The organism is Variovorax sp. W2I14, assembly GCF_050435205.1.
GTDB classification, from domain to species: Bacteria; Pseudomonadota; Gammaproteobacteria; order Burkholderiales; family Burkholderiaceae_C; genus Variovorax; species Variovorax paradoxus_C.
In genome coordinates this window covers 3,954,746-3,977,166 of the sequence record NZ_JBNDJX010000001.1, presented here as the reverse complement: position 1 = coordinate 3,977,166, position 22,421 = coordinate 3,954,746, and the positions used below count along the sequence as shown (strand labels likewise).

Annotated in this window: 30 protein-coding genes and 1 tRNA gene; 19 read left to right on the top strand and 12 right to left on the bottom strand. The window is 63.3% G+C overall.

Annotated elements, in window-relative coordinates; translation table 11 throughout:
• The first annotated feature begins 26 nt into the window (after positions 1-26).
• The 3 genes from QF040_RS18705 (at position 27) to QF040_RS18695 (ending at position 2,537) form a co-directional block, all read left to right on the top strand.
• Positions 27-114, top strand: a tRNA-Ser gene (locus QF040_RS18705).
• Between the two features lie 159 nt (positions 115-273).
• A complete protein-coding gene (locus QF040_RS18700; protein ID WP_429612315.1) occupies positions 274-1,440 on the top strand; it encodes a tyrosine-type recombinase/integrase in 1,167 nt (388 codons plus the stop codon).
• Between the two features lie 83 nt (positions 1,441-1,523).
• Positions 1,524-2,537 (top strand): GTP pyrophosphokinase, encoded by a 1,014-nt coding sequence (locus QF040_RS18695; RefSeq protein ID WP_429614673.1) that lies wholly within the window; start codon positions 1,524-1,526, stop codon positions 2,535-2,537.
• A gap of 44 nt (positions 2,538-2,581) precedes the next feature.
• On the opposite strand, the gene QF040_RS18690 is transcribed toward QF040_RS18695, so the two are convergent.
• The 10 genes from QF040_RS18690 to QF040_RS18645 all read right to left on the bottom strand — a co-directional run bounded on the left by QF040_RS18690 (position 2,582) and on the right by QF040_RS18645 (position 6,937).
• Positions 2,582-2,776 carry a helix-turn-helix transcriptional regulator gene (locus tag QF040_RS18690; protein ID WP_429612314.1) on the bottom strand — a complete coding sequence of 65 codons (195 nt, stop codon included), beginning with the start codon at positions 2,774-2,776 and terminating at the stop codon, positions 2,582-2,584.
• A 151-nt stretch (positions 2,777-2,927) separates the two neighbouring features.
• Positions 2,928-3,665 (bottom strand): hypothetical protein, encoded by a 738-nt coding sequence (locus QF040_RS18685; RefSeq protein ID WP_429612313.1) that lies wholly within the window; start codon positions 3,663-3,665, stop codon positions 2,928-2,930.
• A gap of 22 nt (positions 3,666-3,687) precedes the next feature.
• Complete coding sequence (locus QF040_RS18680) at positions 3,688-4,029, bottom strand: hypothetical protein (RefSeq protein ID WP_429612312.1); 342 nt, start codon at positions 4,027-4,029, stop codon at positions 3,688-3,690.
• Positions 4,026-4,148 (bottom strand): hypothetical protein, encoded by a 123-nt coding sequence (locus tag QF040_RS18675; protein WP_429612311.1) that lies wholly within the window; start codon positions 4,146-4,148, stop codon positions 4,026-4,028. The genes QF040_RS18680 and QF040_RS18675 overlap by 4 nt, the downstream gene beginning before the upstream one ends.
• A 49-nt stretch (positions 4,149-4,197) precedes the next feature.
• Positions 4,198-4,470, bottom strand: a complete 273-nt coding sequence (locus QF040_RS18670) for a hypothetical protein (RefSeq protein ID WP_429612310.1) — start codon at positions 4,468-4,470, stop codon at positions 4,198-4,200.
• A complete protein-coding gene (locus QF040_RS18665; protein WP_429612309.1) occupies positions 4,470-4,670 on the bottom strand; it encodes a hypothetical protein in 201 nt (66 codons plus the stop codon). Before QF040_RS18665 ends, QF040_RS18670 begins: the two co-directional genes overlap by 1 nt.
• Positions 4,667-5,017 (bottom strand): hypothetical protein, encoded by a 351-nt coding sequence (locus QF040_RS18660; RefSeq protein ID WP_429612308.1) that lies wholly within the window; start codon positions 5,015-5,017, stop codon positions 4,667-4,669. Before QF040_RS18660 ends, QF040_RS18665 begins: the two co-directional genes overlap by 4 nt.
• 4 nt (positions 5,018-5,021) lie before the next feature.
• Entirely contained in the window at positions 5,022-5,150 is a 129-nt protein-coding gene (locus QF040_RS18655; RefSeq protein WP_429612307.1) for a hypothetical protein, read from the bottom strand.
• 261 nt (positions 5,151-5,411) lie between these two features.
• Positions 5,412-6,116 carry an HNH endonuclease gene (locus QF040_RS18650; RefSeq protein WP_429612306.1) on the bottom strand — a complete coding sequence of 235 codons (705 nt, stop codon included), beginning with the start codon at positions 6,114-6,116 and terminating at the stop codon, positions 5,412-5,414.
• Positions 6,117-6,217: 101 nt separating this feature from the next.
• Complete coding sequence (locus QF040_RS18645; protein WP_429612305.1) at positions 6,218-6,937, bottom strand: LexA family protein; 720 nt, start codon at positions 6,935-6,937, stop codon at positions 6,218-6,220.
• Here QF040_RS18645 and QF040_RS18640 point away from each other — a divergent pair.
• The gene (locus QF040_RS18640; RefSeq protein WP_429612304.1) at positions 6,936-7,199 is read left to right on the top strand and encodes a transcriptional regulator; all 264 of its coding nucleotides are present in this window, start codon (positions 6,936-6,938) and stop codon (positions 7,197-7,199) included. The two genes, QF040_RS18645 and QF040_RS18640, sit on opposite strands and share 2 nt — an antisense overlap.
• 56 nt (positions 7,200-7,255) lie before the next feature.
• Here the strand turns inward: QF040_RS18640 and QF040_RS18635 are convergent, their stop codons facing one another.
• Complete coding sequence (locus tag QF040_RS18635) at positions 7,256-7,561, bottom strand: hypothetical protein (protein WP_429612303.1); 306 nt, start codon at positions 7,559-7,561, stop codon at positions 7,256-7,258.
• Here QF040_RS18635 and QF040_RS18630 point away from each other — a divergent pair.
• The 3 genes from QF040_RS18630 to QF040_RS18620 are packed head-to-tail and all read left to right on the top strand — an operon-like array spanning position 7,560 to position 9,848.
• Positions 7,560-8,090: a phage regulatory CII family protein gene (locus QF040_RS18630; RefSeq protein ID WP_429612302.1), complete on the top strand. Its 531-nt coding sequence runs from the start codon at positions 7,560-7,562 to the stop codon at positions 8,088-8,090. The two genes, QF040_RS18635 and QF040_RS18630, sit on opposite strands and share 2 nt — an antisense overlap.
• A gap of 40 nt (positions 8,091-8,130) precedes the next feature.
• A complete protein-coding gene (locus tag QF040_RS18625; RefSeq protein WP_429612301.1) occupies positions 8,131-9,072 on the top strand; it encodes a helix-turn-helix domain-containing protein in 942 nt (313 codons plus the stop codon).
• Complete coding sequence (locus tag QF040_RS18620; protein WP_429612300.1) at positions 9,063-9,848, top strand: hypothetical protein; 786 nt, start codon at positions 9,063-9,065, stop codon at positions 9,846-9,848. Before QF040_RS18625 ends, QF040_RS18620 begins: the two co-directional genes overlap by 10 nt.
• Before the next feature lie 14 nt (positions 9,849-9,862).
• On the opposite strand, the gene QF040_RS18615 is transcribed toward QF040_RS18620, so the two are convergent.
• A complete protein-coding gene (locus tag QF040_RS18615; RefSeq protein ID WP_429612299.1) occupies positions 9,863-10,174 on the bottom strand; it encodes a hypothetical protein in 312 nt (103 codons plus the stop codon).
• Between QF040_RS18615 and QF040_RS18610 the strand changes: the two genes are divergently transcribed.
• From QF040_RS18610 to QF040_RS18555, 12 genes are all read left to right on the top strand, one after another.
• On the top strand, positions 10,173-10,430 hold the full coding sequence (locus QF040_RS18610) for a hypothetical protein (protein ID WP_429612298.1): 258 nt from the start codon (positions 10,173-10,175) through the stop codon (positions 10,428-10,430). The two genes, QF040_RS18615 and QF040_RS18610, sit on opposite strands and share 2 nt — an antisense overlap.
• A 141-nt stretch (positions 10,431-10,571) precedes the next feature.
• The gene (locus QF040_RS18605) at positions 10,572-11,123 is read left to right on the top strand and encodes a hypothetical protein (protein WP_429612297.1); all 552 of its coding nucleotides are present in this window, start codon (positions 10,572-10,574) and stop codon (positions 11,121-11,123) included.
• Complete coding sequence (locus tag QF040_RS18600) at positions 11,120-13,300, top strand: phage terminase large subunit family protein (protein ID WP_429612296.1); 2,181 nt, start codon at positions 11,120-11,122, stop codon at positions 13,298-13,300. Before QF040_RS18605 ends, QF040_RS18600 begins: the two co-directional genes overlap by 4 nt.
• Positions 13,294-13,596 carry a Mor transcription activator family protein gene (locus tag QF040_RS18595; protein ID WP_429612295.1) on the top strand — a complete coding sequence of 101 codons (303 nt, stop codon included), beginning with the start codon at positions 13,294-13,296 and terminating at the stop codon, positions 13,594-13,596. Before QF040_RS18600 ends, QF040_RS18595 begins: the two co-directional genes overlap by 7 nt.
• Before the next feature lie 69 nt (positions 13,597-13,665).
• Positions 13,666-14,211: a hypothetical protein gene (locus QF040_RS18590; RefSeq protein WP_429612294.1), complete on the top strand. Its 546-nt coding sequence runs from the start codon at positions 13,666-13,668 to the stop codon at positions 14,209-14,211.
• Positions 14,208-15,740: a phage portal protein gene (locus QF040_RS18585; protein WP_429612293.1), complete on the top strand. Its 1,533-nt coding sequence runs from the start codon at positions 14,208-14,210 to the stop codon at positions 15,738-15,740. The genes QF040_RS18590 and QF040_RS18585 overlap by 4 nt, the downstream gene beginning before the upstream one ends.
• A 414-nt stretch (positions 15,741-16,154) precedes the next feature.
• Positions 16,155-17,822 carry a phage major capsid protein gene (locus tag QF040_RS18580; protein WP_429612292.1) on the top strand — a complete coding sequence of 556 codons (1,668 nt, stop codon included), beginning with the start codon at positions 16,155-16,157 and terminating at the stop codon, positions 17,820-17,822.
• The gene (locus QF040_RS18575) at positions 17,708-18,076 is read left to right on the top strand and encodes a phage major capsid protein (RefSeq protein WP_429612291.1); all 369 of its coding nucleotides are present in this window, start codon (positions 17,708-17,710) and stop codon (positions 18,074-18,076) included. The genes QF040_RS18580 and QF040_RS18575 overlap by 115 nt, the downstream gene beginning before the upstream one ends.
• Before the next feature lie 4 nt (positions 18,077-18,080).
• A complete protein-coding gene (locus tag QF040_RS18570; protein ID WP_429612290.1) occupies positions 18,081-18,365 on the top strand; it encodes a head-tail joining protein in 285 nt (94 codons plus the stop codon).
• A 1-nt stretch (position 18,366) separates the two neighbouring features.
• Positions 18,367-18,774 carry a hypothetical protein gene (locus tag QF040_RS18565; protein WP_429612289.1) on the top strand — a complete coding sequence of 136 codons (408 nt, stop codon included), beginning with the start codon at positions 18,367-18,369 and terminating at the stop codon, positions 18,772-18,774.
• 20 nt (positions 18,775-18,794) lie between these two features.
• Entirely contained in the window at positions 18,795-19,583 is a 789-nt protein-coding gene (locus QF040_RS18560) for a hypothetical protein (RefSeq protein ID WP_429612288.1), read from the top strand.
• 112 nt (positions 19,584-19,695) lie between these two features.
• Entirely contained in the window at positions 19,696-22,419 is a 2,724-nt protein-coding gene (locus tag QF040_RS18555) for a phage tail tape measure protein (RefSeq protein WP_429612287.1), read from the top strand.
• The last annotated feature ends 2 nt before the right edge of the window (positions 22,420-22,421 follow it).

The window sequence follows — 22,421 nt, the reverse complement described above, 5'->3', positions numbered from 1 at the left end:
GCCGTCGGCATAAAATCCGCGGTTCCGGAGAGTTGGGTGAGTGGTTTAAACCAGCAGTCTTGAAAACTGCCGACGAGAAATCGTCCGTGAGTTCGAATCTCACACTCTCCGCCAGATTCAATCCCTGGCAGTTTTTGAAAGTCCCGCGCAGCCCTTGCGACGGGACTTTTTCATTGGGGGAACTGTCCTTATGAGGCTAGCGCGATCTGCCCCGGACCGTCCCTAACCAAGCGCCAAACATGGCATCAGTCATGGTATTTTCTAGCCGATACCATGACCCTTACTGCTAAAGCTGTTGACGCCACCAAACCCCGCGAAAAGGCCTACAAACTTGCCGACGCGCACGGCCTGTACTTATTCGTCTCCCCTACTGGCGCGAAGAGCTGGCGAGCGAACTACACCGCTGGTGGAAAGCAAAAGACAAAGACCTACGGGCTCTATCCTGCAGTGAGCCTAGCTGACGCCCGAAAGGCGCATGCGTCTGCTCGTGACGGGCTACCGGCTGCGGCTGCAGCGCCGACCTTTGAGGCGGTGGCGCGCGATTGGCTAAAAGCGAAGCTGCCGACCCTTTCCAATGGGAAGCATCAGATTCAGGTGGAGAACACCTTGGAGCGCTATGCATTCCCCGCGCTCGGGTCGCGGCCTATCAATGCAATACCGCGTGCTGAGTTGGTCACCGTGGTGCGGGCTGCGCAGGCTGGCGGGAAGATCGAAACCGGCCACCGGGTGGCGAGTCGCATCTCCGCGGTCTTCGACTTTGCACAAGACACGGGAATACTGCAGCAGCATGGCGCGGCCGGGCTTACGCGCGTGCTCATCGCGCGAAAAACGAAGAAGCCGATGGCGAGCATTCCGGCAGAAGAAGCCGGGGAGTTGATGCGTGCCATTGGCGGCTATGAGGACTCGGTGACTCGGCTTGGCCTACAGCTTCTAGCTCACACTTTCGTTCGGGTCGGCGAGCTGCGGGGCATGCTGTGGGGAGAGCTGAAGGAAAAGGGGGCCGTGTGGGTTGTGCCCGAGGTTCGCATGAAGATGCGCATTCCGCATGTGGTACCCCTGTCGCGGCAGGCACAAGCAATCCTTGCGACGCTGCGCAAGATGAGCGGGGACGGCCTGCTCGTGCTGGATTCGCCGATTCGTCCCGGCCATCCACTCTCTGAAAATACTTTCCTGTTTGCCTTGTACCGGCTGGGCTATCGTGGTCGCATGACGGCACACGGCTTTCGGGCGTTGGCATCGACGGTGTTAAATGAGCAATCGGGTTTTCCGCATGATGTGATCGAGCGGCAGCTCGCGCACAAGGAGACCGATTCAGTCCGCGCGGCATACAACCGCGCGGAATATCTCACGCAGCGGCGCGAGCTAATGCAATGGTGGTCGGATTGGCTAGAAGCGGCTGCCTTAAATAAGCTGTCGAGCGCAATTAGTCGAAAACTCTAAGGAACTTCGCCCGTGCCAATTCCCAACGAAATGCAGCAAAGTATGGCTGCGGCGTACCGCTCGAATAACTTGCTCTACAAGGAATATGCAAACTTGGTGAGCGGGTTGGTCGGGACATTTCTCGAATCACGGGGTATATCCATTCACTCAGTTGTGTTTCGATCAAAAACCCCCGAGAGCTTGGTCGAAAAAATTGCTCGGCCCGAAAAAACATACACCTCACTGAAGATATTACAGATTTGGCTGGAGTTCGGATTACTACGTATTTTGCAGATGATGTAGACCGGGTGGCGGAAACTTTGCAGTCTGAATTTGAAATAGATCAACGTTCATCGATTGATAAAAGACAGTACTCAGATCCGGATAGGTTTGGTTATCAATCTCTTCATTATGTTCTGAGCTTGCAACCAAAGCGTGCCGAGCTCGCGGAATATGCAAAGTACAGAAATTTGAAATGCGAAGTGCAGGTGCGCTCAATACTTCAGCATGCATGGGCTGAAATTGAGCATGATCTTGGGTATAAGTCAACCGGCGGCGTGCCTTTCTCACTTAGGAGGAGATTTGCCAGGATCGCCGGACTTTTTGAGCTGGCGGATGACGAGTTTCAGGCCATCAGAGATTCCCTTAAAGGGTATGAAAAATCTCTGCCGGAAAAGATAAGAGTTTCTCCTGCTTCGGTTGATCTTGACCTTCTTTCATTGAAAACTCTTTTCAGTTTGCCCTCAACTTTGACGGGGTTGGATGATGCCGTGGTTCGAGGGGCCGGCGCCACGCTCGTAAACAGTGGGCACCTCGCGCTCGACTCGTTCGTGGAGCGATTGCAAGATCTGGAAATCAAATCGATCGAACAGTTAGAGAGAGTTGCTGTTGCTGAAATGGCGAACGTCGAGGCATTTTCGAGATATTGGGTAAAAGCCCCTTTGGGTACGGTACTTCCCGGGATCGGATTGTTTTATTTGATCTATGTGTTGTATTGGCGGAGCAAAGACAGGCAAAAGATAATGCATTATTTGAACAAGCATGCAGTTGGAGGTTCGGTTGCTGATCGGAAGGGAATGGCAGATCGGATCTTGAATTTCCAGCCAGCGAAAAATTAAAACCACGAAAATTTGCAGCAACCGGCTTCGATTTTCGCGGCTACCTACATTGAGATGTTTTTTACAAAGTCTCGAAGATCAGCGACTCGCCAGCGAGTCACGCCCGCAATTTTTACCGGCTGGGGTAACTGTTTGAGTTTGACCTTATTCCAAAAAGTCGAGCGTCCAAGCGAAAGCATTTTTGCGGCTTCTAAAGCGGGGATGAGAAGTTTTTGCTCGTTTTGAGATTCGGTCTTCATTGCGGAAGTTGCGGTTTTGGAATTTAGGCATTGGCCATCGGCCGCGACTGCGGGTGCCGCCGTGCCAGTGAAATGGGGGCGCGAGTTGCTGCGACTCACGCGGCTCTCCGCAAGCCGAGCTTCGCTGCGAGGTTGAGGGCGAATTGAGGCGTCAGCATGTTTCGGGCTCCATGCTGAAGGTCATTCGGTCCCGATCAAGGCCGAGTTCGCGAGCAATGAAGTGCGACAGCACTTCGACCTGAAGCTGCCGCGCGTCGTGGGCGTTGGTGACTATCGCCTCGGGGTTGAAGCGACTTCCGTCGGTTGCACTGATGTGATCGCCTTCCAGGGCGCCGTCGTGTCCTGGGCGGATGACTTGCCAGAGCACGGCACCAGCCATGCGCAGCGCGTGGGCCTCGTTGTCGAAACGCACATCGGTGACCACGAAGCGGGTTTCGCCATCGCGGCGGTAATCGGCGAGTCGCTTGATGAGCTGCGAGGTCCAATAGCGCGGCGACTGCGCTCGACGGTACTCGGTACCCCACCATTGCAGGATCTGCCGTGGGCTGCGCGGCTCGTCGAGCCATTGGTCGCTGAGTGGTGTCCGGTGGTCGGGTGCAGCGGCACTCAGGGCCAAGATCACGGCCGCGAGGAAATCGTGTGGTGCGCGGCGCATGCGGAGCGCGACGGTCGGAACGTTCTTTAGATGAGGGTTGCTGAGGTCGGAAAGCGAGAGATTGAATGCATTGGCGACCTCGCCGCGCAGCGCGTCGGCGAAGGCGAGTTTGCGAAAGCGCGCATGTGCGACGAGCAAGTCGGCTGTGGTGTCCTTGCCGACGCCGGCGTGACCGGTGAGCGCGATGAGATGGTGAAGGGCGGGCCGCTTCACAGGCGGTGAATTGGTGTTCATGTGTCCGGGTCGTAGGGATGGGCTACTCGGTTTGAGCGGCAGCAGGGGTGCGTGCGGGCAGCAGCTCGCACGAAGAGATGGCGGCGTGCGTTTCCGGCGACATGGCACCGGGCATCGCGCGCGGATTGCTGAGCACCAGGCGCAGCGCATCGCCGGCCTTGAGGTCTCTGTGCTGCGCACGCCAAGTCGCGGCGGCCGGGCCAACCCAGCGCGTCACGTAGACCTCGACCGCGCGCGGCCCTTGGTTGTCGATGAGGCGCATCTTCAAAACGAACTCGCCCTGATCGGACGTGTGTTCGCTCACGGCAGGACGCCCAGGCCGGTCCTTGCCGACGAAGAAGACACCGGTTGTGGTGGTCGTCATGGTGTGCTCCAGCCGTAGACGCACATCGCGGCCAGCACGATGAGCAGGACGATGAAGACCGCGAGCACGGCAGCGGTCGCGAGGAGGCCCGGAGCGGGCGCGACAGGCGATGTCCTCATGAGGCCAACGCCGGTTTCTTGGAACGAGGTCGAGCGCATGGCCGGCCTTTCAGAAGGGGCAGCGCAGGGCAGGGCGCCCGCGCGTGGTCAGGACGATTTCGAGCGCAATGTCGATCACCTCTTCGTCAGAGGCGCCGTGTCGGCTCGCGAGCAGTGCCGCGCTCATGGCGTTGCGTTTGCAGAAGGGCGAACCCGGGCGATGCTCGTAGTGGTAGCCGCCGCACCGGCACAGGCGATGACCGGTTTCGCGCAGGTGCTGCGTGAACAGGCCATGGCTGCGCCGCCGCGTGCGGCACTCGGGGCAGCGGAAAAGGAAGGCCATCAAGCAGCGCTCCCCGCAGCCCTCAGGGCGTCAGTGCGCGCGCGTTCGAAGGCTTCGATTTCCTCCGACAGCGAGGGGTGCTCGCTCGACAGGAAGCCGACCACGTAGTGCCAGTTCAGATGCCCGCATTCCTTGCCCGATTTCATCGCGCGAATGAGGGCCTGAGCTGCGGTCGTGCGCCGCACTCGCGCCGTCTTCATGCGTCGCCTCGCGCGGAGAGGTTGAGCGCGTCAATCTCCCCGTTGAGGGCACGCGCACGCTCGGTGAACGCGACAGCCATTGGGTGCGCCGGTGCGTCTTCGGTGTAGGCCTCGACGGTCGCGTCGGAGATGCCGGGCAGGCTGATGCTGCCGAGCTTCAGCGCCTTGTCGGCGAGCGGCACACCCATGGCCTGCCACGTCGAGACGCCCACGGCGGGGCAGCGGTAGAACGCTTGGCGGCGGCGGCCAGTCGTGCGAATCCAGATGTCCACGCGCGCCGAGCGGGTCGCGGCGTAGCCCGGCGCTACGCGGCTGCTCGTGGCGTGGTGAGCTTGAACGCGGGCCACGTCTTCAGCCCTCGATGCGGGTCGCGTCGATCACCGGGCAACCGGTGACTTGCTGCGCGATGTCGAGGGCCTGTTCGGCGTTAGCCGCGAGGAACTGCACGTACGGCGCCGCGCCGGTCTCGGACGGGTTCAAGTGGCCGAGCGAGTCTCGGGGCGTGTACGTGCAGCGGTAGCGTCGGCTATGTGCCTCTGTGGGCGAGACGCGCGGGAGACGTCCTGTAGCTCTTGCCGAGTGGGTCTTTCCAGAATGGTCCATGTCCATCTCCAAGTTGGGATGGATGAATTCTCACGAACGTGACTTCTTGTGTCAACACGAACGTGACAAATTATTCTGTTCGTGACTTCCGGCAGTTATCGCGGGTTGATCGACAGGGTGGGGAGCGGCGACGGCCCGCTAGGCGCCTCGGAACATGTGCTCGCGATGAAAGCCCATGAAGGCCTCGTGCTTTGGCGCGAGCTTGATCTTCATGTCAGGAGTGATCCCGAGCTTGTATGGTTGAGTAAGCAGCACTGAAAAAACAATCCCCCCGTCCTTGGAAAAGGTCACCAATCCGCCATCGAACGCCCGGTCCAGATTTGGGGTGAGTAGAAGGCCATTGAAAGGATCTAGCCGCTCTGCGTTCGTGCACGCGCGCCAGGGCTTGATATGTGAGGCCAGCAGAACACGCGTGTCGGTGTAGCCCGTCACTGAGCAAGATTTCCAGTAAGTCACCACCCGTTGTCGGAAGGTGCCCTGACCGATCCTGCATTTCACCAAGTCTGTCCGCTCCGTCCGAGTCAGCGAGGAGTCTTCGAGAATTTGCTCAATATCAGCTTCTACATCGCTTGCGAAGCTATCGCCGAGGTATTCGCCGAACTTGACGAGTGCACTGCTGTACATGTGGTGGCCCCGTGCGTTTCGCTCTTGAAATACGGACAGACCTCGAACCAGCGCGTCAACCCGGTCGAACGCGACTTTGCTTGTAAGCGCAGCGAGGGGGGTCGATGTCAGGCCGGCTTCGGTGGCCCACGTTGAAAGAGCGCCCTCGATGGCGCCGACATATTTACTCGCGGATGAAGGACTCAGGCCGCGATGCCGCAGCCACGCGTAAAAATTCATAGGGGTTTGGCGGTAGCGAGGTCGCTGAGGAAGGTGAAACGCAGAGGCGGGTCAGCCGAGTCAAAGGCGCAGCCCGTGCTCGCATTCGCGCCGGCGTTTGGTTAGCCCTCTTCCCACTTCCCAATCACCGTGCCGAGGGTACGAAAGGCTTCCCGGATTGGCTCATGCGACGGGTTAAGGGGCTGCAACCATTGGCGGCCATCTTCGTTTTTGTAGACCTTGAACGTCACCTCGTTCTCGCCTTCCAATTTCGCAACGATGCGGTCGCCATTGAGAGGCGACCGCTTCTCCGGATCCACAAATATCAAGCACCCCTCGGGGTAGGTGCGAGTATTGCCGTGGGGCGCGGTCATGCTGTCGCCCTTGACGCGCAACACGTACGTGCTTGTGCTGTGTGGCGAGGGGCATGCAAGCCATTGCTCGGCGTCGCCAGGCTGCAGTGGGTCGCTGGCTTCGTCCCAGTACCCTGCGCGGATCCACGAAATTAGTGGCACCAGGCCACGGACCTCTGGGCCTTCTTCGACATTCGGGTCGTTGGCCCATACCCCTTTCCCCGATTCAAGCCACGAACTCGATGCGCGCAATGCGCGCGCCATCGAGTTCAACTCGCGGGGCTTTCCCCGCAAGCCTGATTCGAGATTGCCGATGGTGCTCGTTGAGACGCCGGCCGCGGTCGCGAGCTGTTGCTGCGTCATGCCTCGCTGTTGACGTGCCCATTTGATTCGTTCGCCGATGGTATTCACGTTTGTGATTAAGCCGGCGACTTGCATCACGTTGGTGTCAAATGCATAATCACGAACGTGACAAATTGGAGCGAGCATGGAGCCATTGCCTGAGGGGATCATTGCGTTGAATGAGGCCGTCGCGATTGCGGGGGGCGAGCGCCGCCTAGCGCAGCGCGTAGGCGCATCGCACAGCGGCCCGTACATGTGGCGGAAAAGAATGCGGGTGCCCGCTGAATACTGCCCCGGCATCGAGCGTGAGACCGGCGTGCAGTGCGAGCGGCTGAGAAGCGACGTTCCCTGGGGCGTTCTGCGTCAAACCGGGGCCACGCCGGACGTGAGAAGGCCGCGGCATGCCTAACCGCTCCCGACCAAGCTCGAAGCGGCACGTTGTGCCGCTCAATACTTTCCTGTCGCTCACGAAAGCCATCCCGACGACGGCCGTAGCACGTCTACGGCGGGCGCAAGCACGCGCTCGCACAGTTGCGCCATCGCTGCGCGCTGACGCAGTGCAGCCAGCTCTTGGGCGCCTGCGCTTGCCGTCGTTATCTCGATCCACGCCGCAATGCTCTCCCGGTTCAGGTCTGGTTCGACCTCCAGCAGTAGCACGAGCTGCTGCAGGAATTGCTCGATGGCGTCGATGCGCTCCGCCAGCGTCGGAGCAGGACTCGCGTCTGCGTGTGTATTTGCGAGGCATTGGCTGTTTTTCTCTGAGGTCTGCATGAGAACGAATATCTCAATTGACGAGGCGCACGGCTATGGCGCCGATGAACCCGTGCCCGCCATCCGGCGCGGCCACGATGCCGCGGTAGCGGCCTATGACACCGCGCACGGCTACGAGGGCGGCATCTCGGCCCTTGCCAAGCGCATGGGCCAGAACGCCAACACGTTGACCCACAAGGTCAATCTGCAGAACACGACCCATCACCTCACGCTGCGCGACTCCATCGAGATGCAGTGGCAGAGCCGGGACTACCGCGTTCTGCACGCCATGGCCGACGAGCTGGGGCATGTCTGCATCCGCTCGACACCGGCGCATTCCGAGGGCGACCCACTCGACACCTTGATGCGGCTGCAGATGGAGTTCGCCGACTACGTGCAAGCGCTCGGCGAGGCATTGACCCGCCGCGCTGGTGGTGTGTCGCGCAACCAGATGCGCAAGGCTGAGCATCACGCAGCCGAGACGGTCGCCAGCGTGGGGCATGCGCTGGCGATGGTGCGCGGCCTGATGCGGGAGGAACCGAAGGCATGAGCACGGCGGTTCGACCTGGGCGGGGAGGGCGCGCGACCCCATGAGCATCAAAGTCATGTCGATGGTCTTTGACCGCTATCCATCGGGCGGCATGGAGCGGTTGCTCGCGCTTGCGATGGCCGACCATGCCAGCGACGACGGCCGGCGCATTTGGCCCTCGGTGGACGAACTGGCCCGCAAGACCATGCAGAGCCGCAGCAGCGTGCAGCGGCAGATCCGCCGGATGATCGCCATCGGATGGTTGATTCAGGTCCGCTCCGCGACCGGGCGGCCGGGCATCACCAACGAGTACCGCATCTGTCCCGAATGGATCGAAGGCGGCGAAGTGCCAACACCAAAGAGGGGTGTCAATTTGACACCCCTCGACGATGAATCCCCAGCTGAAGTTATCCACACGGGTGTCAATCTGACACCCGTCCCAAGACCCGAGAGGGGTGTCACCACAGCCGCGAGGGGTGTCACCAGAGACGAGAGGGGTGTCACAGCTATGACACCCGAATCTTCAGAACCATCATTGAACCAATCCCCCCTACCCCCCGGCGGGGGGGCGAGCGGGTTCGATGAGCTTTTTGCGATTTACCCGAACCACGACAACCGGGCGAAGGCAGAACGCCGTTACCGCCGACTTGCGCCCAACGCCGCGCTGCAGCAGACGATGCGCTCGGCCATCGAGGCCCAAAGGCTTGGCAAAAGGTGGACCAAGGACGATGGCGAGTTCGTGCCCGAGTTCGCGACCTGGCTACGTAACGAGCGGTGGCGCGACGAGCCTCGTGCGACTGGCGCCAATGCCGGCACCAGCGCAAACACCAGCGACGACGCATGGCGGGAAACGCGCAGCGGCATCGATGCCAAGGCGCGTGCCCTCGGCCTCACCGCTTGGGACGAAGCGGCCTTCTCGGTGGGCCGCGGCGAGAACTACATGGCGTTCACCGCACGGGTGAAGCGTGCCGCAGAGAAGGCAGGGGAGGCCGTATGCGCGTGACTGTGGGCTTCAATGGCAGCGGCCTCGCGAGCGTGCAGTCGCAGCTCGCCAAGCTGTCGGGGCAACAGGCCAAGCAGGCCTATGCCGATGGCCTGAGCGATGGCGGCTTCCGTGCGCGGCGGGAGTGGCAGCGCGAGATGCGCGAACAGTTCGACCGACCCACCGCCTACATTCTCCGAAGCGTGTCCGTGCGCAAGGCCACGCCCGAGCGGCTGAGCGTGGAGATCGAGCCGACCTACTTCGGCGGCAAGGGCGTGGACCCGCAGAAGATCCTACAGGCGCAAGAGTTCGGCGGCGCACGTCGAGACAAGCGCAGCGAGGCAGCGCTGCGCCGCATCGGCATCCTGCCTGCTGGCTATCAGACGGCCATCCCTGCCACGTCATTCCCTGGCAGCGACGACGGGCGAGGCAACGTGCGCGGCGGCTTCCTCGTGCGCCTGCTGTCGTACTTCCAGGCGATGGGAGAGCAGGGCTACAAGGCCAACATGACGGACAAGCGCAAGGCCCGTCTGCACAAGGGCACCAAGGACCGCGAGGGCGTGCGCTTCTTCATTGCGTACGGTCGCCTGCGCAGTGGCCCGACCCAGCACCTCGCGCCCGGCATCTGGGCAGCAACAGGCCAAGACGGCTTCATCGTGCGACCCGTGCTGATGTTCGTGCGTGATGGCACCTACGAATCGCGGATCAACCGCGAGCGCGTGGCAGAACGTGCCGACCTTGAGCCCTACATCGAGCGGCGCATCCGCTACCGCATCCGAAAGATGGTGGGCGAATGAGCTTCAACGCACCGTCACGCCTGCTGTCCCATGCGATTCATCGCTTCTGCCCGGATGCGGCTCAGGCCGCTTTGCACGATGTCGTATTTGACGCCTTCGGCCCCTCGCGCATGGCTCGCCCACTTGCGCGCGCTGAAGTACCTGTCGGCCGCGGCCTCGATCTTGTTGAGCCGGTCGTTGATGTAGTTCGAGGACCCGCGCATGCGTGCGCACAGGCTGCGCACCTGAGCAATACCCGAGGGATTCACGCCCGGGCTGTGCCCATTCATCAATGCGGCGAGTTCATCGCACAGAGAGAGAACCCGCTGCCACTCGGAGCTGTCCATGTCTACGCCTACATCCGTTGAGATTGTGGAGGTGATCTTTGTGAGCACGTCGCGCGGCGATGGCACGTCCTCCAATCCATTGCGATCCGTGTATCAGTACTGGTCGAAGGACGGGCGATTGCTCGCTGACACCGACGCGCTGTTTCATTGCCCTGAGTCGGCATCGTACATGGCGGCCGAGCGCCTTATGCAACTGCGGCAAGCGGGGGCGTCCGACGCAACCGAAGCGGGGGAGGTCGCATCCGATGCCGCATAAGAAATCGGATGGTGAACGCTCGCGCGCGATGCCCCGTCGAGGTGCGGCGACGAGGGGCACGGGTCCTTCCGCAGAGGTATGCGTTACGGGTAATTCGAACCCCGACTTCGGACTGTTCGGCGGAGTCGCCAAGGGGGTTAAGTGAAGGCCATCGAAGCGATGCGGCAGGCGATTTCTCAAGCCGAGTTCGGCGCGTGGGTCGGCATCAGCGAAGCGCGCGTGAGCCAGCTCATGGCCGAGGGCGTGCTCACGCGCGGCGAGACCGGCCACGAATGGCTGATTGCCTACTGCGAACGGATGCGCGATATCGCCGCCGGCCGCGCGTCCTCGGAGACGGGCGGTCTCGACCTTGTGCAAGAGCGCGCGGCGCTCGCGCGCGAGCAGCGCCTCGGGATCGCGATCAAGAATGCCGTCGCCCGCGGCGAGTACGCGCCGATCACGCTCCTGGCCGAAGTGCTCGCGACCGCGAGCCAAGCCGTCTCCGAGCGCTTCGAGCAACTGCCCGGCCTGATGCGCAAGGTGTGCCCCGAGCTGCCCGACACCGCGCGCGACAAGCTGATGTCGGCCTTCGCCGATGCGCGCAACCAATGGGTGCGCTTGACGAGTCGCCTTGTCGCCAAGGCCATCGTCCAGGTTGAGAGCGATGGCGACGATGACTACGGCGACGACGAAGAAGAGGACGTGTCGGAATGAGCTTGGCGCCCACCGAAACGCAACGCGCCATTGTCCAGGCCGTGAGGTTGGGCCTCGTGCCACTCAAGATGGAGCGGCCGCAGCCGCTGAGCACCTGGGCCGAAGACAATTTCTACTTGTCGCCCGAGGCCAGCCACACGCAGGGCGAATGGAAGGCCTACCCGTTCCAGAAGGGCTGGATGGATGCCTTCAGCAATGACGACATCGAAGAGGTGACGGTGCGCAAGGCCAAGCGTGTCGGCTACACGAAGACGCTGCTGGCCTTCATCGCCTACAACGCAGCGCACCGCCGGCGCAAGCAGGCGCTGTGGATGCCCACCGACGACGACCGCGACAGCTTCGTGAAGTCGGAAGTCGAGCCGATGCTGCGCGACGTGGACGCCTTGAAGGCGGTCATCGTGCCGGGCAAGGAAGACACGATGAAGCTCAAGAGCTTCTTTGGCTCCGTGCTGCATCTGCTCGGTGGCAAAGCCGCGCGTGCCTACCGCCGTATCACGGTGGCGGTCGCGGTGCTCGACGAAGCCTCGGCTTTCGACCAGAAGATCGAGAAGTCGTCGGACCCGATCACGCTCGCGCGCGGCCGGCTCGAAGGCGCGCCGTTCCCGAAGCTAGTCGCCGGCAGCACCGTGCGCATCAAGGACTTCGACCACATCGAGACGCGCGAGAAGAACGCCGATGCGCGCATGCGCTATCACATCGTCTGCCCGCACTGCGATGCCGAGCACCCGCTCATTTGGGGCAGCAAGAAGGTGCGGCACGGCTTCAAGTGGGACGGCCACGACTACAACACGGTGCGGCATGTCTGCCCGCATTGCCACGAGTCGATCACGCAAGCCGACTACCTGCGCATCTGGGACACCCGGGCGATGTGGGTCAGCGAGTGCGGCCGGTATCGCTACGACCACGATCTGCACGTCTGGACCGATGCGCAAGGCGTCGTCATCCGCGCGCCGCGACATGTGGCCTTCGTCGAGATGTGGAGCGGCTACAGCCCGCAGCGCGCATGGTCCGACATCGTGCGCGAATTCCTCGAAGCCACGATCAAGGCCAAGGCAGGGGACACGGCGCCGCTCGAAGGCTTCGTGAACGAGACCCTTGCGCAGTATTGGGAGGCCGTGGTCGAGCGCGCCGACGAGCACGCGCTCTCGCGTCGGGCCGAAGGCTACCGCCGCTTCACCGTGCCGTATGGCGGCCTCGTGCTGGTCACCGGCGTGGACGTGCAAGACAACCGCTTCGAACTGGTGACCTGGGCCATTGGTCGCGGCGAGGAAATGTGGTGCATCGATTACAGCGTGATCTATGCGAACCCGGCCGACGAGCGCGATTGGTCGCACCTCGATGCCTACCGCAAGACGATCTTCCAGCACGACAGCGGGCAGGCGATGAAGATCGAAGCGATGGCCGTGGACACCGGCGGTCACTTCACGCACCAGGCCTACAACTACTGCCGTCAGCGCGAGCGCGAACGGGTCTTCGCGGTGCGCGGCGATCCGCAGCCGAGCAAGATGGTCAAGAGCAAAGCCACCGTTCAAGACGTGAACTGGGGCGGCAAGATCATCAAGCGCGGCGTTCGCCTTTGGTATGTCGGCACCGACACGGCGAAGGATCTGATGTATGGGCGGCTGTGCGTAGAGAAGAGGGGCGCCGGCTTCGTCCACTTCAGCAAGGATCTGCCGCCCGAGTTCTACACGCAGTTGACCTCCGAGGCACGCGTGCCGCAGCGCGTGGCCGGGGGCGAGGCCTATCGCTGGATGAAGTCGCCCGGTGCGCGCAATGAAGCGTTGGACTGCACCATCTACGCGATCTTCTGCACGCACATGCTCGGGCTGCACCTGTACACCGGAAAGATGTGGGAGCGGCTGGAGTCCATCGTGCAGCCGCCGAACGGCGATCTGTTCGGCGGTGGGCAGCAGGAAGAGGCGGCGCCCCCAGATGTTTCACGCGAAACGCAGTCGCCCGAGAGCGGGTCGGCGAATGTTCCACGCGAAACGCAATCAGGCGAGCAGCCCTCCAAGCACGCAAGCGCCGAGCCGAGCGCGACGGCTTCAAGCCCGCCAGCGCCGGCCCCCGCACCGCCACCGCCGGCGCTGCCGCCCGTCGCACCTCCTAAGCCGGCGCCGCCGCGCCGCACCGTTCAACGTCCCTCCCGTCAATCCTTCCCCGCTAGATCATGGTGAACAAGAGCAATCCAAACGACATCGTTCTCGACATCCTCGGCCGAATTCAAGAGGCGGTCGCCGAGGCCAAAGGCGAACTAACGCCCGAGGTCGTGAAGAGCGTGGAGGCCGGCATCCGCGCGGACTGGGGCGGCGACCGGGTGAAGATCGCGAAGCGAACGGGCGAGGGACACAGCAGCCGGAACAGTCGCATCTACCGGGACTACCTGGCGGGGGAGCGCGTCAAGCTGCTGTCGCGTCGATACGAGCTTTCCGAGCGTCAGGTTCTGCGCATCATCAGAACCCCGAGCAGGTGACATCCTGGGCCTCCTCGATGTCACCTGAGCGCATCGATAGTTCGGTCAACACTGACCAAAGGTCCGACCGTGGCTATCGACACTTCCAACACCGAACCCATCTCCATCATTCCGGGCGATACCGTCAAATGGGCACGACGGCTCGCTGACTATCCGGCCTCTGCCGGTTGGGCATTGAGCTATGAACTGCTCAACGCGATGCATCGCTACGAGATTCACGCGAGCGCTGACGGCGATTCGTTTCGCGTCGTAGTCGCCGCACAAACCACGCAGGCCTATGCGCCTGGCTCCTACGACTGGCGAGCGCGTGTGACGAATGCCGATGAGGTTTACACGGTCGCCACCGGCCGGCTGACTGTCGCGCCATCGTTCGGCGCCGCGGGCGATGTCCGCTCCCATGCGCGGCGCACGCTTGATGCCATCGAGGCGGTGCTCGAAGGCCGGGCCACCAGCGCGACGGCCGAATACGAAATCAACGGCCGGCGCCTGAAGTACATCCCGCTCAACGAGCTGCACGCGATGCGCACGAAGTATCAGCGGGAGGTGGCGGCGGAAGAGGGCAAGAGCGGGCCGCGGGGCGTGTCGGGCCGCATCATGGTGAGGTTCGGCGCATGAAGGCGCCCGCATTCCTTCGCAATCTCTTTCGTGGCAAGTCCATCGCGAAGAAGACGCAGGTTCGGCGCTTTCAGGCTGCGCGCATCGACCGTCTCTCGGCCGACTGGATCGCGACCTATTCGAGCATCAACGAAGAGCTGCGCGGCGACCTCGACCGGCTTCGCGCGCGCGGGCGGGAGCTGCGCAACAACAACGACTATGCGCGCAAGTTCTGCGGCATGGTCGAGACCAACATGGTGGGGCCGGCCGGCTTCGTCATGCAGGCGCGCGTCGAGAACGCGCCGGGCAAGGCCGACAAGCTCGCGAACGATGCCATCGAAGCGGCGTTCGTGCGTTGGCAGGCTGTGTGCGATGTCACCGGCCGGCAGTCGCTGCGCGACATGTGCGAGACGCTGGTCGGTGGCCTGCCGAGCGACGGCGAGTTTCTAGTGCGGCTGGTGCGCGGCCCCGACGCGCGCAACGAATTCAACTTCGCGCTGCAGCTCATCGACGTAGACCGGATCGATACCACGTTCAACGGCGTGGAGCATTCGACGGGTAACACCGTCATCATGGGCGTGGAAGTGGACGCCTATCGGCGTACGGTTGCGGTACACATCTTCGAGGCGCATCCGAATGATGGCCCGCGCACGTCGCGCCAGCGCGTGCGCCTGGCGGCTGAAGACATCATCCACGGGTTCAAGGTCGAGCGCGCCGAGCAGGTGCGCGGCATCCCGTGGATGGCGCCGGGCATGTTGAGCCTGCATCACCTGGGCGGCTTCATGCTGGCCGCGGTGCTGGCCGCCGAGCACGGTGCGAATCACTTCGGCTTCTTCACGCAGAACCAAGATGCGGCGCCGGGCACATTGCCTATTGGCGAGCGCGACGATGACGGCGACGCGATCACGACGAGTCAGCCCGGCGTCTACGACACGTTGCCACCTGGCTACGACTTCAAGCCGCACGAGAGCAAGTATCCGAACGAGGTCTTCGGTCCGTTCGTGAAGACCGCGCTGCAGCGCGTGGCTAGTGGTTGGCGTGTGTCGTATCACGCGCTCGCGAATGACCTCGAAGGCGTCAACTTCTCCAGCATCCGCAGCGGCACGCTCGACGAGCGCGACCGGTGGTCGTCGGATCAACAGTGGTTCATCGACATCCTGCTCAAGCGCGTGCGCGCCGAGTGGATGGTGATGTCCATGCTGTCGAATGCCATCACGATGCCAAACGGGAGCCCGCTGCCCGCGGCCAAGATCACGAAGTTCGCCCCGCACGATTGGCTCGGCCGTCGTTGGGAATGGGTGGACCCGCTCAAGGACATGAACGCTCGTATCGCTGGTGTGGGGGCCGGGCTGGTTGCCCCTCAGGATCTGAGCGCGCAAATGGGCCGCGACTTCTACGACACGATGGTGAAGATCAAGGAAGCGCAAGACCTCGCGCAACAGCTCGGAATCGTATTGCCCGCATATGCCGCGAAGGGTGCAAGTCCCCACGCAGCTCCTGCTTCGAAAAACGAGGCTGGTCGCGAACCGCTGGATGATGCTGAAGACTAGATTCAACGCACCTGTGAACTGCGCACTTACGACCTGGCTCGCTGGTCGGTCCTGATGTTGGCTCTCCCTCCGGCATAGCGGTCCGCATCGGGCGTCAACGCATCCATGTACGTCCTCCAAAGATCCCGTTCATGCGTCAGTAGTGCCGTCATCAACGGGGCCAAACCTGTGTAGCAGCGGTCGCCGCTTTGACGCAGATTTTCAATTGCCAGACGCTGTACGGCTGATGCAGCGGAAGTAGCCGCCCTTGCGGCTGCTCGCATTTGTGCCAGACGCTCAAGTTTGCTTGGTGTCATCGAGCGCATTGGAGCAAATGGGTAGCGATTGAGACATCCTGTTTTGCCCGACTGTGCGCAAGAGTTCGCCTACATCGCGTTGTGTGGAGACGACGCCGGGCGAGCATTAAGTAGCGACATGGTGACATCGCGGGCCTCCAAAATGTCAGTGCATCGCCGTTGCAATAGCGGCATGACTTCAAGTCTTCCTCAAGCTCTTCGCGAGCATCTGCCCACCGGTCAACTCAAGCGCGCTTTCGTTGTGGAGCGTGCCTCCATCGACGAAGAAGCGCGCACCGTGAAGCTCGCCTTTGCGAGCGAGACGCCCGTCAATCGCGGCTGGTTCATCGAGGTGTTGGACCTCAGTCGCAAGTCAATGCGCACCGGCCGCCTCATGGCCGGCGCGAACCTCCTTTGTGACCACGACACACGAGATGTTGTCGCGGTCGTCGAGTCTGTGGAAATCGGTTCGGACAAGGTAGCCCGTGCCGTGGTGCGCTTCGGTCGAAGCGTGCGCGCAGAGGAAGTCTTCCGAGACGTGATCGACGGCATCCGCGTCAACGTTTCGGTGGGCTACATCATCCACGAAGCCATTCTGGAAGGCACGAAGGACGGTTCTGACACCTACCGCGTGACCGACTGGGAGCCCTTCGAGTTGTCTCTGGTCAGCGTGCCGGCGGACGCGACTGTCGGTGTCGGCCGCAGTCTCCCCGCCGAGCTGCCGGCCGTTCCTTCCCTTCCTTCCATTTCCCCATCTTCTACGGAGAACCGCGCCATGACGACGCCTGCAACCACGCCCGCCGCTACCCCGGCACCCATCATCGAAGTTCCCGCGCAGCGCAACCACGCCAGCGAGATCAGCAAGATCGCATCGGCCATGCCTGGCGGTGCCGAGCTGGCGATGCGTTCGATTCAAGCCGGCCACACGGTCGAGCAATTCCAGGCCGAGGCCCTTCGCTCGCTCGCATCCAAGCCCGTGCCCACGGCCGACATCGGCCTGACGCCGAAGGAAACGCGCCGCTTCAGCATGGTGCGCGCACTTCATGCGCTCGCGAACCCGGGCGATGTCGCTGCCCGCAATGCCGCGGCCTTCGAATTCGAATGCTCGGCTGCGACTTCGCAAAAACTCGGCAAGGCCTCGCGCGGCATCCTGATTCCGTTCGATGTGCAAAAGCGCGACATGGTTGTCGGCACCCCCACTGCCGGCGGCAACCTCGTGGCCACCGACCTGATGTCGGGCGACTTCATCACCATCCTGCGCGATGCAATGGTGCTTAACACCTTGGGCGTTCGCTTCCTGTCGGGCCTGGTGGGCAACATCGCGATTCCGAAACAAACCGGCTCGGGTAGCGCCTACTGGGTGGCGGAGGGTCAACCGCCGGACGAAAGCAGCGCTGCCATCGGTCAGGTGGCGATGTCGCCGAAAACGGTCGGTGCCTTCACCGACATCAGCCGCAAGCTGCTGCTGCAGTCGAGCATCGATGTGGAGAGCTTCGTGTCGGCCGACTTGGCAATGGTGCTGGGCCTGGCGATCCAGCGCGCGGCCATCGCTGGCGGCAGTGTCGCGAACGAGCCAAGCGGCATCCTCGCGAAGATTGCGGCAAGCGTGATCGGTGGCGCCAACGGCGGCGCGCGCCGACCTGGGACAGCGTGGTCGATCTGGAAACGGCTGTGTCGGTCGCGAATGCCGATGTGGGCACGCTGGCCTACCTCACCAACGCCAAAGTGCGCGGCAAGCTCAAGAAGACCTTTGTCGATGGTCCCGGCACCGGCGAGCGCGTATGGCAGAAGGGCAGCGAGCCGTTGAACGGCTACCGCGCTGCCGTCACCAACGCTGTGCCGTCCAACATCGCTAAGGGCACTGGCACCGACCTGTCGGCGCTCATCTTTGGCAACTTCGCCGACCTCGTGATCGGCATGTGGGGCGGCCTCGACCTGATGGTCGATCCGTACACGCACAGCACCACGGGCACGGTGCGCGTCACCGCACTGCAAGACGTGGATGTCGGCGTGCGCAACGTCGAGAGCTTCGCCACGATGGAAGACGCGCAGACCGCGTAAGCCCATGTTCGCCGAAGACCTGTCTGTTTTCTTCAGCGACTTCGCGGTGAACGCCTCGTTCACCGTCGAAGGCGTGCAGAAGACCGCGCGCGTCCTCTTCGATCACCCGTATGCGGCGCCATTTGGCGTGCAGGTCGATGCGGATGCGCCGGCGTGCCAAGGCGCGACGGCGGATCTCGTCGGCCTGCAGCGCGATGACGCGATCACCGTAGACGGGCGAGCGTTCGAAGTGGTGCGCGCCGAGGCGGACGGCACCGGCGTGACCAACCTCGTTCTGCGGAGCGTCTGACATGTTCCTGCTCGAAATCAACATCGCTGAGCGCTTGCGCGAGTCCCTGCCTGCTTGGGAAGTCTTGGGCTTCTCCACGGGCAAAGGCAATCGCGATGCCGCGGCGCTGGTGTCCGTCATGTTCGCCGCCGGTGCCCTGGCGGATGTGAAGGAAGGCGCTGTAGCGCTTGCGCCTGGCTGGAGCGTCCTGCTGTCGGTCAAGCGAGGGCCGGCTGCGGCGGCACTGCTCGACACCGCAATCGCAAAGGTCGTCGAGCGGCTTCACAACTGGGTGCCGGGCGAGGCGGGCGGGCGCAAGTGGGGCGCGCTGAAGTTGGCGCGCTTCTCGCCGCCCGAGTTCGCAGACGGCGGGCTCATCGGCATCGAACTTCTCTTCTCCACGACGGGCCGTTACTTCGGCCAAGAGTGAAACCAATCAACGGAGCCACCATGGCAAACATCTACGAAAAGAGTCAATACATCATCCCGCGCGGTCGCGTCTTCTTCGACGTGCTCGACGCTGCCGACCAGCTCACGGGCGAGCGCCACCTCGGCAACTGCCCCACCGTCACGCTCAACATCGCGACGGAGAAGGCGCCTCACTACAGCGCCGAATCTGGGCCGGGCGTCAAGGACGCGAATCGCGTCGTGCGCATCGATCGCACCGGAAAGATCACCTGCGACAACATGAGTGTGGACAACCGCGCGATGTTCATCTCGGGCGAAAAGTCCACCGTCTCTCAAGCGACCGGCGCTGTGGCCGCGGAAGAGATCACCGTGATTCCCGGCCTCTTCTATCAGTTGGGCCGCACCGATGCGAATCCTGCGGGAGCGCGCAAGGTCACGCAGGTAGTGGTCACGCCCGATGCTGGCGGCGAGCCCTTCGTGCTGGGCGATGACTACACCGTGGACGCCGCGCTCGGCCGTCTGCAGATCCTCGCCGGCGGCGCCATCGAAGCCGGAAAGATCAAGGTCGCCTATTCGAAGCCGGCCACCACCTGGCTGCGCATCAAGTCCGGCGAAACGATCGATCTGCGCGGCGCGCTGCGTGTTCTGTCGAACGTGGCCGAAGGCGAGCAGAGCGATACCTATTGCCCGCTCGTGACGCTCTCGCCCACCGGCGATATATCGCTCATTACCAGCGATGACGCCTATGTGCAGATGGAGTTCGACATCGAGGTGCTGACGCCGCCGAACGGCGCCGCGATCTTCGTCGATGGCCGTCCACTGGAGGTCTAACCCCGCACCTCGCTGCCGCTCTCGCTGAGCGGCGGCGACGCCTGGCGCTTCCCTAGAGGCGCCAACCGTCGCCGTACCAGTTCCCGTTCGCCACTCTCTCAAAGGTTCCCCAGTGGGCTTCAAGCCGATTCAGATCGTTATCAATGCCAAGGACGATGCGTCCAAGGTATTCGACAAGCTGCAGACACGCCTTGCCGCGTTTGTGGCCGTCGTGCTCGGCTACTTCGGCATTCAAGCGTTCGCCGGCTGGATCAAGGGCGGTGCGGACTTCGAGCAGGCACTGTCCCGCGTGCAAGCCGCCACCGGCGCGACCGCATCCGAGATGCGCGCGCTGCGCAAGGCGGCGCAGGAAGCTGCGGCGGATGCGCGCTACGGCTTCACCGAACTGGAGGCCGCCGGCGCGCTGGAGAACCTGGCTAAAGCCGGCCTCGGCGTGCGCGACGCCATCGCCACGCTGCCCGCCGCAATGCAGCTCGCTCGCGCTGGCGATATTGAACTGGCAACCTCGGCCGAGTTCCTGACGAAGATCGTTAATGGGCTGGGCCTGGCCTTCACGGACTCGGGCCGCGTGGCCGACGTGCTCGCCAAGGGCGCGAACGCCACGAACACCAGCGTTACGGGGCTGGCGCAGGCGCTGAGCTATGCGGCGCCGCTCGCGAACACGCTCGGGCTGGGTCTCGAAAGCACGGTCGCGATCATTGGCAAGTTCGCCGACGCCGGTATCGATGCGAGTCGCGCCGGCACGGCGTTGAACAGCATCCTCGCGCAGTTCTCGGACCCGGCCAGCAAATTCCGCACGGAGCTGGCTGCGGCCGGGATCACGACGGGCAACTTCGAGAAGATGCTGCACGAGCTGGCTGCGGCCGGCCCGGCGGGGCAGCGGGCCATTGCGGCCGTGGGTCAGGAAGCCGGCCCGGCACTGCGCGCGCTGCTGAATCAGGGTGTCGACAAACTCGATGAGCTGAAGAAGGCGCTGCAGGGCGCGACGGGCAGCGCCGCGGAGACGGCCGCCATCATGCAGTCGAATCTCAATGGCGCACTCAATGGGCTGCGCACCGCATGGGATTCGACGGTCAACGCGCTGACGACACCCATCCTGCCGGTGCTGAAAGAGGGCGTCGAGCAACTATCTGGCGCGCTGCGTGCTGCGGTCGCCGATGGCTCGGTGGGGCGCTTCGGGGCTGCGCTGGCGTCGGCCTTTCAGAACGGCATCAAGTGGGTGCAGGCGTTCGTAGCGAGCGTCGATGTGCCTGCGCTGGTTGCGAAGGCGCAGGCACTGGCCGACCGCGTGGGCGCGCTGCTCGACAGCTTCGGGCAGAAGGCGCAGACCACGGGAAGCATCGTTCAGACGGTGTGGGGCGTCATGTCGGCCGGCGCGAACATGGTCATCGCGGCCATCTTCAAGATTGCCGAGACCATGGCGAATGTGGTCAGTGCGGTGCAGTCCGGGCTTGCCACCATCATCTCCGGCCTGGCGAAGATCACGTTCGGCGACCTCTCGGCAGCGTTCAAGGCGGCGGCCGAAGAGGTGCGCATCTCGGCCGAGGCCACCGGTGCGGTGGCGGATGCGTTCGGCGAGAAGGCCAGCGAGGCTTTCGACCGTGCGGCCGAGGGCGCCGAGCAGGCGCGCGCCGGATGGGCCGGCCTGACCGACAGCGCCGCAGAGACGACGGCGGCGGCCACGAGCAGCGCCGCGGCGTTCACCAACATGGCGGCCGAAATGAAGGCGGCCGGTGACAGTGCGCAGGAAGCCGGCCAGAAGGCCGCCAGCGCGGCCGAAACGCAGCGGGCAAAGGCGGAGGAGGTCCGAGAGTCGGTCAAGCGCCTGCACGCCGAATACGACCAAGCCATCGCGACCGGCAATCTTGAACTGGCGGTGCAGAAGCTCGACGAGCTGAAGAAGGCTAATCTCGCCGCCGCCGATGCGGCCGGGGCCAACAAGCGGGCGCAGGCCGAAGCCGCGGCCGAGCTGGCCGCAGCCTTCACGCGCGCAGGCATCGAGACGAAGGAGCAGCTTGAGACCACGGCGAAGACTGCGCTGCGCGACTTCGAACTGATTCGCGACAGCGGCAAGGCGACCGCCATCGGCCTGGGCGAAGCATGGAAGCGCGCCGCAGAGGCGGCCATCGCTGCCGGCAATGGCGTAGCCCCCGGCTGGGTGGAGGCGCAGGCCGCGATGCGCGGCTTCGAGGTCGTTCTCGACAGCGCGGGCCGCTCCACCCTCAGGCTGCGCGATGCGCAGAACGACGCAATGCAGTCGGCCCACGGCTTGGCCGGCGCGCTGCGCGAGGTCACGAACGCACGCGAGCGCGACATCGAAACGCGTGAGAAGGCCAACGCGCTCAAAGAGCGCGAGAACGCGCTCGAAAACAAGCGCCTCGGCCGCGACGCGAGCGGCTTCTCGACCGACAAGGACGGAAAGACCGTCAATGCCGGAAGCGACCTCGGCACTCTGACCGGCATCGCCGCTTTCCTGAAGGCTGCAGGCGTGGCCGACGAGAAGAGGGCGCGTGCCATCGCAATGGAGTTCGCCGACGCGAAGGGTGACATCCCGTTCTTCAACAACCCCGGACAGAAGAAGTACGGCGGGGACGGCGGCACGCTGAGCATGGCGCTGCTGAAGGCTGCCGAGAAGGAAACGTTCTTCGGCAAGGGGCAGACGCCGACCACGATCCCAGTGCCCGAATCGAATCGCACCGTAAACCTGCATCTCAACCTCAACGGCCGGGACTACGGCACGGTCAACACCGATGCCGCCGGCGCCGATGCCATCGAGGGGCTGCTGGCGCAGCTCGGCGCCGCGGCCGGCACGTCTTCCAACCGCCCGAGCCGATAGAC

Coding starts and splice junctions, on each gene's coding strand:
- QF040_RS18700 (WP_429612315.1), top strand. CDS start 274: ATGACCCTTACTGCTAAAGCTGTTGACGCCACCAAACCCCGCGAAAAG.
- QF040_RS18630 (WP_429612302.1), top strand. CDS start 7,560: ATGAGAACGAATATCTCAATTGACGAGGCGCACGGCTATGGCGCCGAT.
- QF040_RS18645 (WP_429612305.1), bottom strand. CDS start 6,937: ATGCTCGCTCCAATTTGTCACGTTCGTGATTATGCATTTGACACCAAC.
- QF040_RS18615 (WP_429612299.1), bottom strand. CDS start 10,174: ATGGACAGCTCCGAGTGGCAGCGGGTTCTCTCTCTGTGCGATGAACTC.
- QF040_RS18650 (WP_429612306.1), bottom strand. CDS start 6,116: ATGAATTTTTACGCGTGGCTGCGGCATCGCGGCCTGAGTCCTTCATCC.
- QF040_RS18635 (WP_429612303.1), bottom strand. CDS start 7,561: ATGCAGACCTCAGAGAAAAACAGCCAATGCCTCGCAAATACACACGCA.
- QF040_RS18595 (WP_429612295.1), top strand. CDS start 13,294: ATGGTGAACAAGAGCAATCCAAACGACATCGTTCTCGACATCCTCGGC.
- QF040_RS18620 (WP_429612300.1), top strand. CDS start 9,063: ATGCGCGTGACTGTGGGCTTCAATGGCAGCGGCCTCGCGAGCGTGCAG.
- QF040_RS18585 (WP_429612293.1), top strand. CDS start 14,208: ATGAAGGCGCCCGCATTCCTTCGCAATCTCTTTCGTGGCAAGTCCATC.
- QF040_RS18570 (WP_429612290.1), top strand. CDS start 18,081: ATGTTCGCCGAAGACCTGTCTGTTTTCTTCAGCGACTTCGCGGTGAAC.
- QF040_RS18560 (WP_429612288.1), top strand. CDS start 18,795: ATGGCAAACATCTACGAAAAGAGTCAATACATCATCCCGCGCGGTCGC.
- QF040_RS18665 (WP_429612309.1), bottom strand. CDS start 4,670: ATGAAGACGGCGCGAGTGCGGCGCACGACCGCAGCTCAGGCCCTCATT.
- QF040_RS18640 (WP_429612304.1), top strand. CDS start 6,936: ATGGAGCCATTGCCTGAGGGGATCATTGCGTTGAATGAGGCCGTCGCG.
- QF040_RS18685 (WP_429612313.1), bottom strand. CDS start 3,665: ATGAACACCAATTCACCGCCTGTGAAGCGGCCCGCCCTTCACCATCTC.
- QF040_RS18625 (WP_429612301.1), top strand. CDS start 8,131: ATGAGCATCAAAGTCATGTCGATGGTCTTTGACCGCTATCCATCGGGC.
- QF040_RS18580 (WP_429612292.1), top strand. CDS start 16,155: ATGGTGACATCGCGGGCCTCCAAAATGTCAGTGCATCGCCGTTGCAAT.
- QF040_RS18610 (WP_429612298.1), top strand. CDS start 10,173: ATGTCTACGCCTACATCCGTTGAGATTGTGGAGGTGATCTTTGTGAGC.
- QF040_RS18675 (WP_429612311.1), bottom strand. CDS start 4,148: ATGAGGACATCGCCTGTCGCGCCCGCTCCGGGCCTCCTCGCGACCGCT.
- QF040_RS18670 (WP_429612310.1), bottom strand. CDS start 4,470: ATGGCCTTCCTTTTCCGCTGCCCCGAGTGCCGCACGCGGCGGCGCAGC.
- QF040_RS18565 (WP_429612289.1), top strand. CDS start 18,367: ATGTTCCTGCTCGAAATCAACATCGCTGAGCGCTTGCGCGAGTCCCTG.
- QF040_RS18690 (WP_429612314.1), bottom strand. CDS start 2,776: ATGAAGACCGAATCTCAAAACGAGCAAAAACTTCTCATCCCCGCTTTA.
- QF040_RS18600 (WP_429612296.1), top strand. CDS start 11,120: ATGAGCTTGGCGCCCACCGAAACGCAACGCGCCATTGTCCAGGCCGTG.
- QF040_RS18680 (WP_429612312.1), bottom strand. CDS start 4,029: ATGACGACCACCACAACCGGTGTCTTCTTCGTCGGCAAGGACCGGCCT.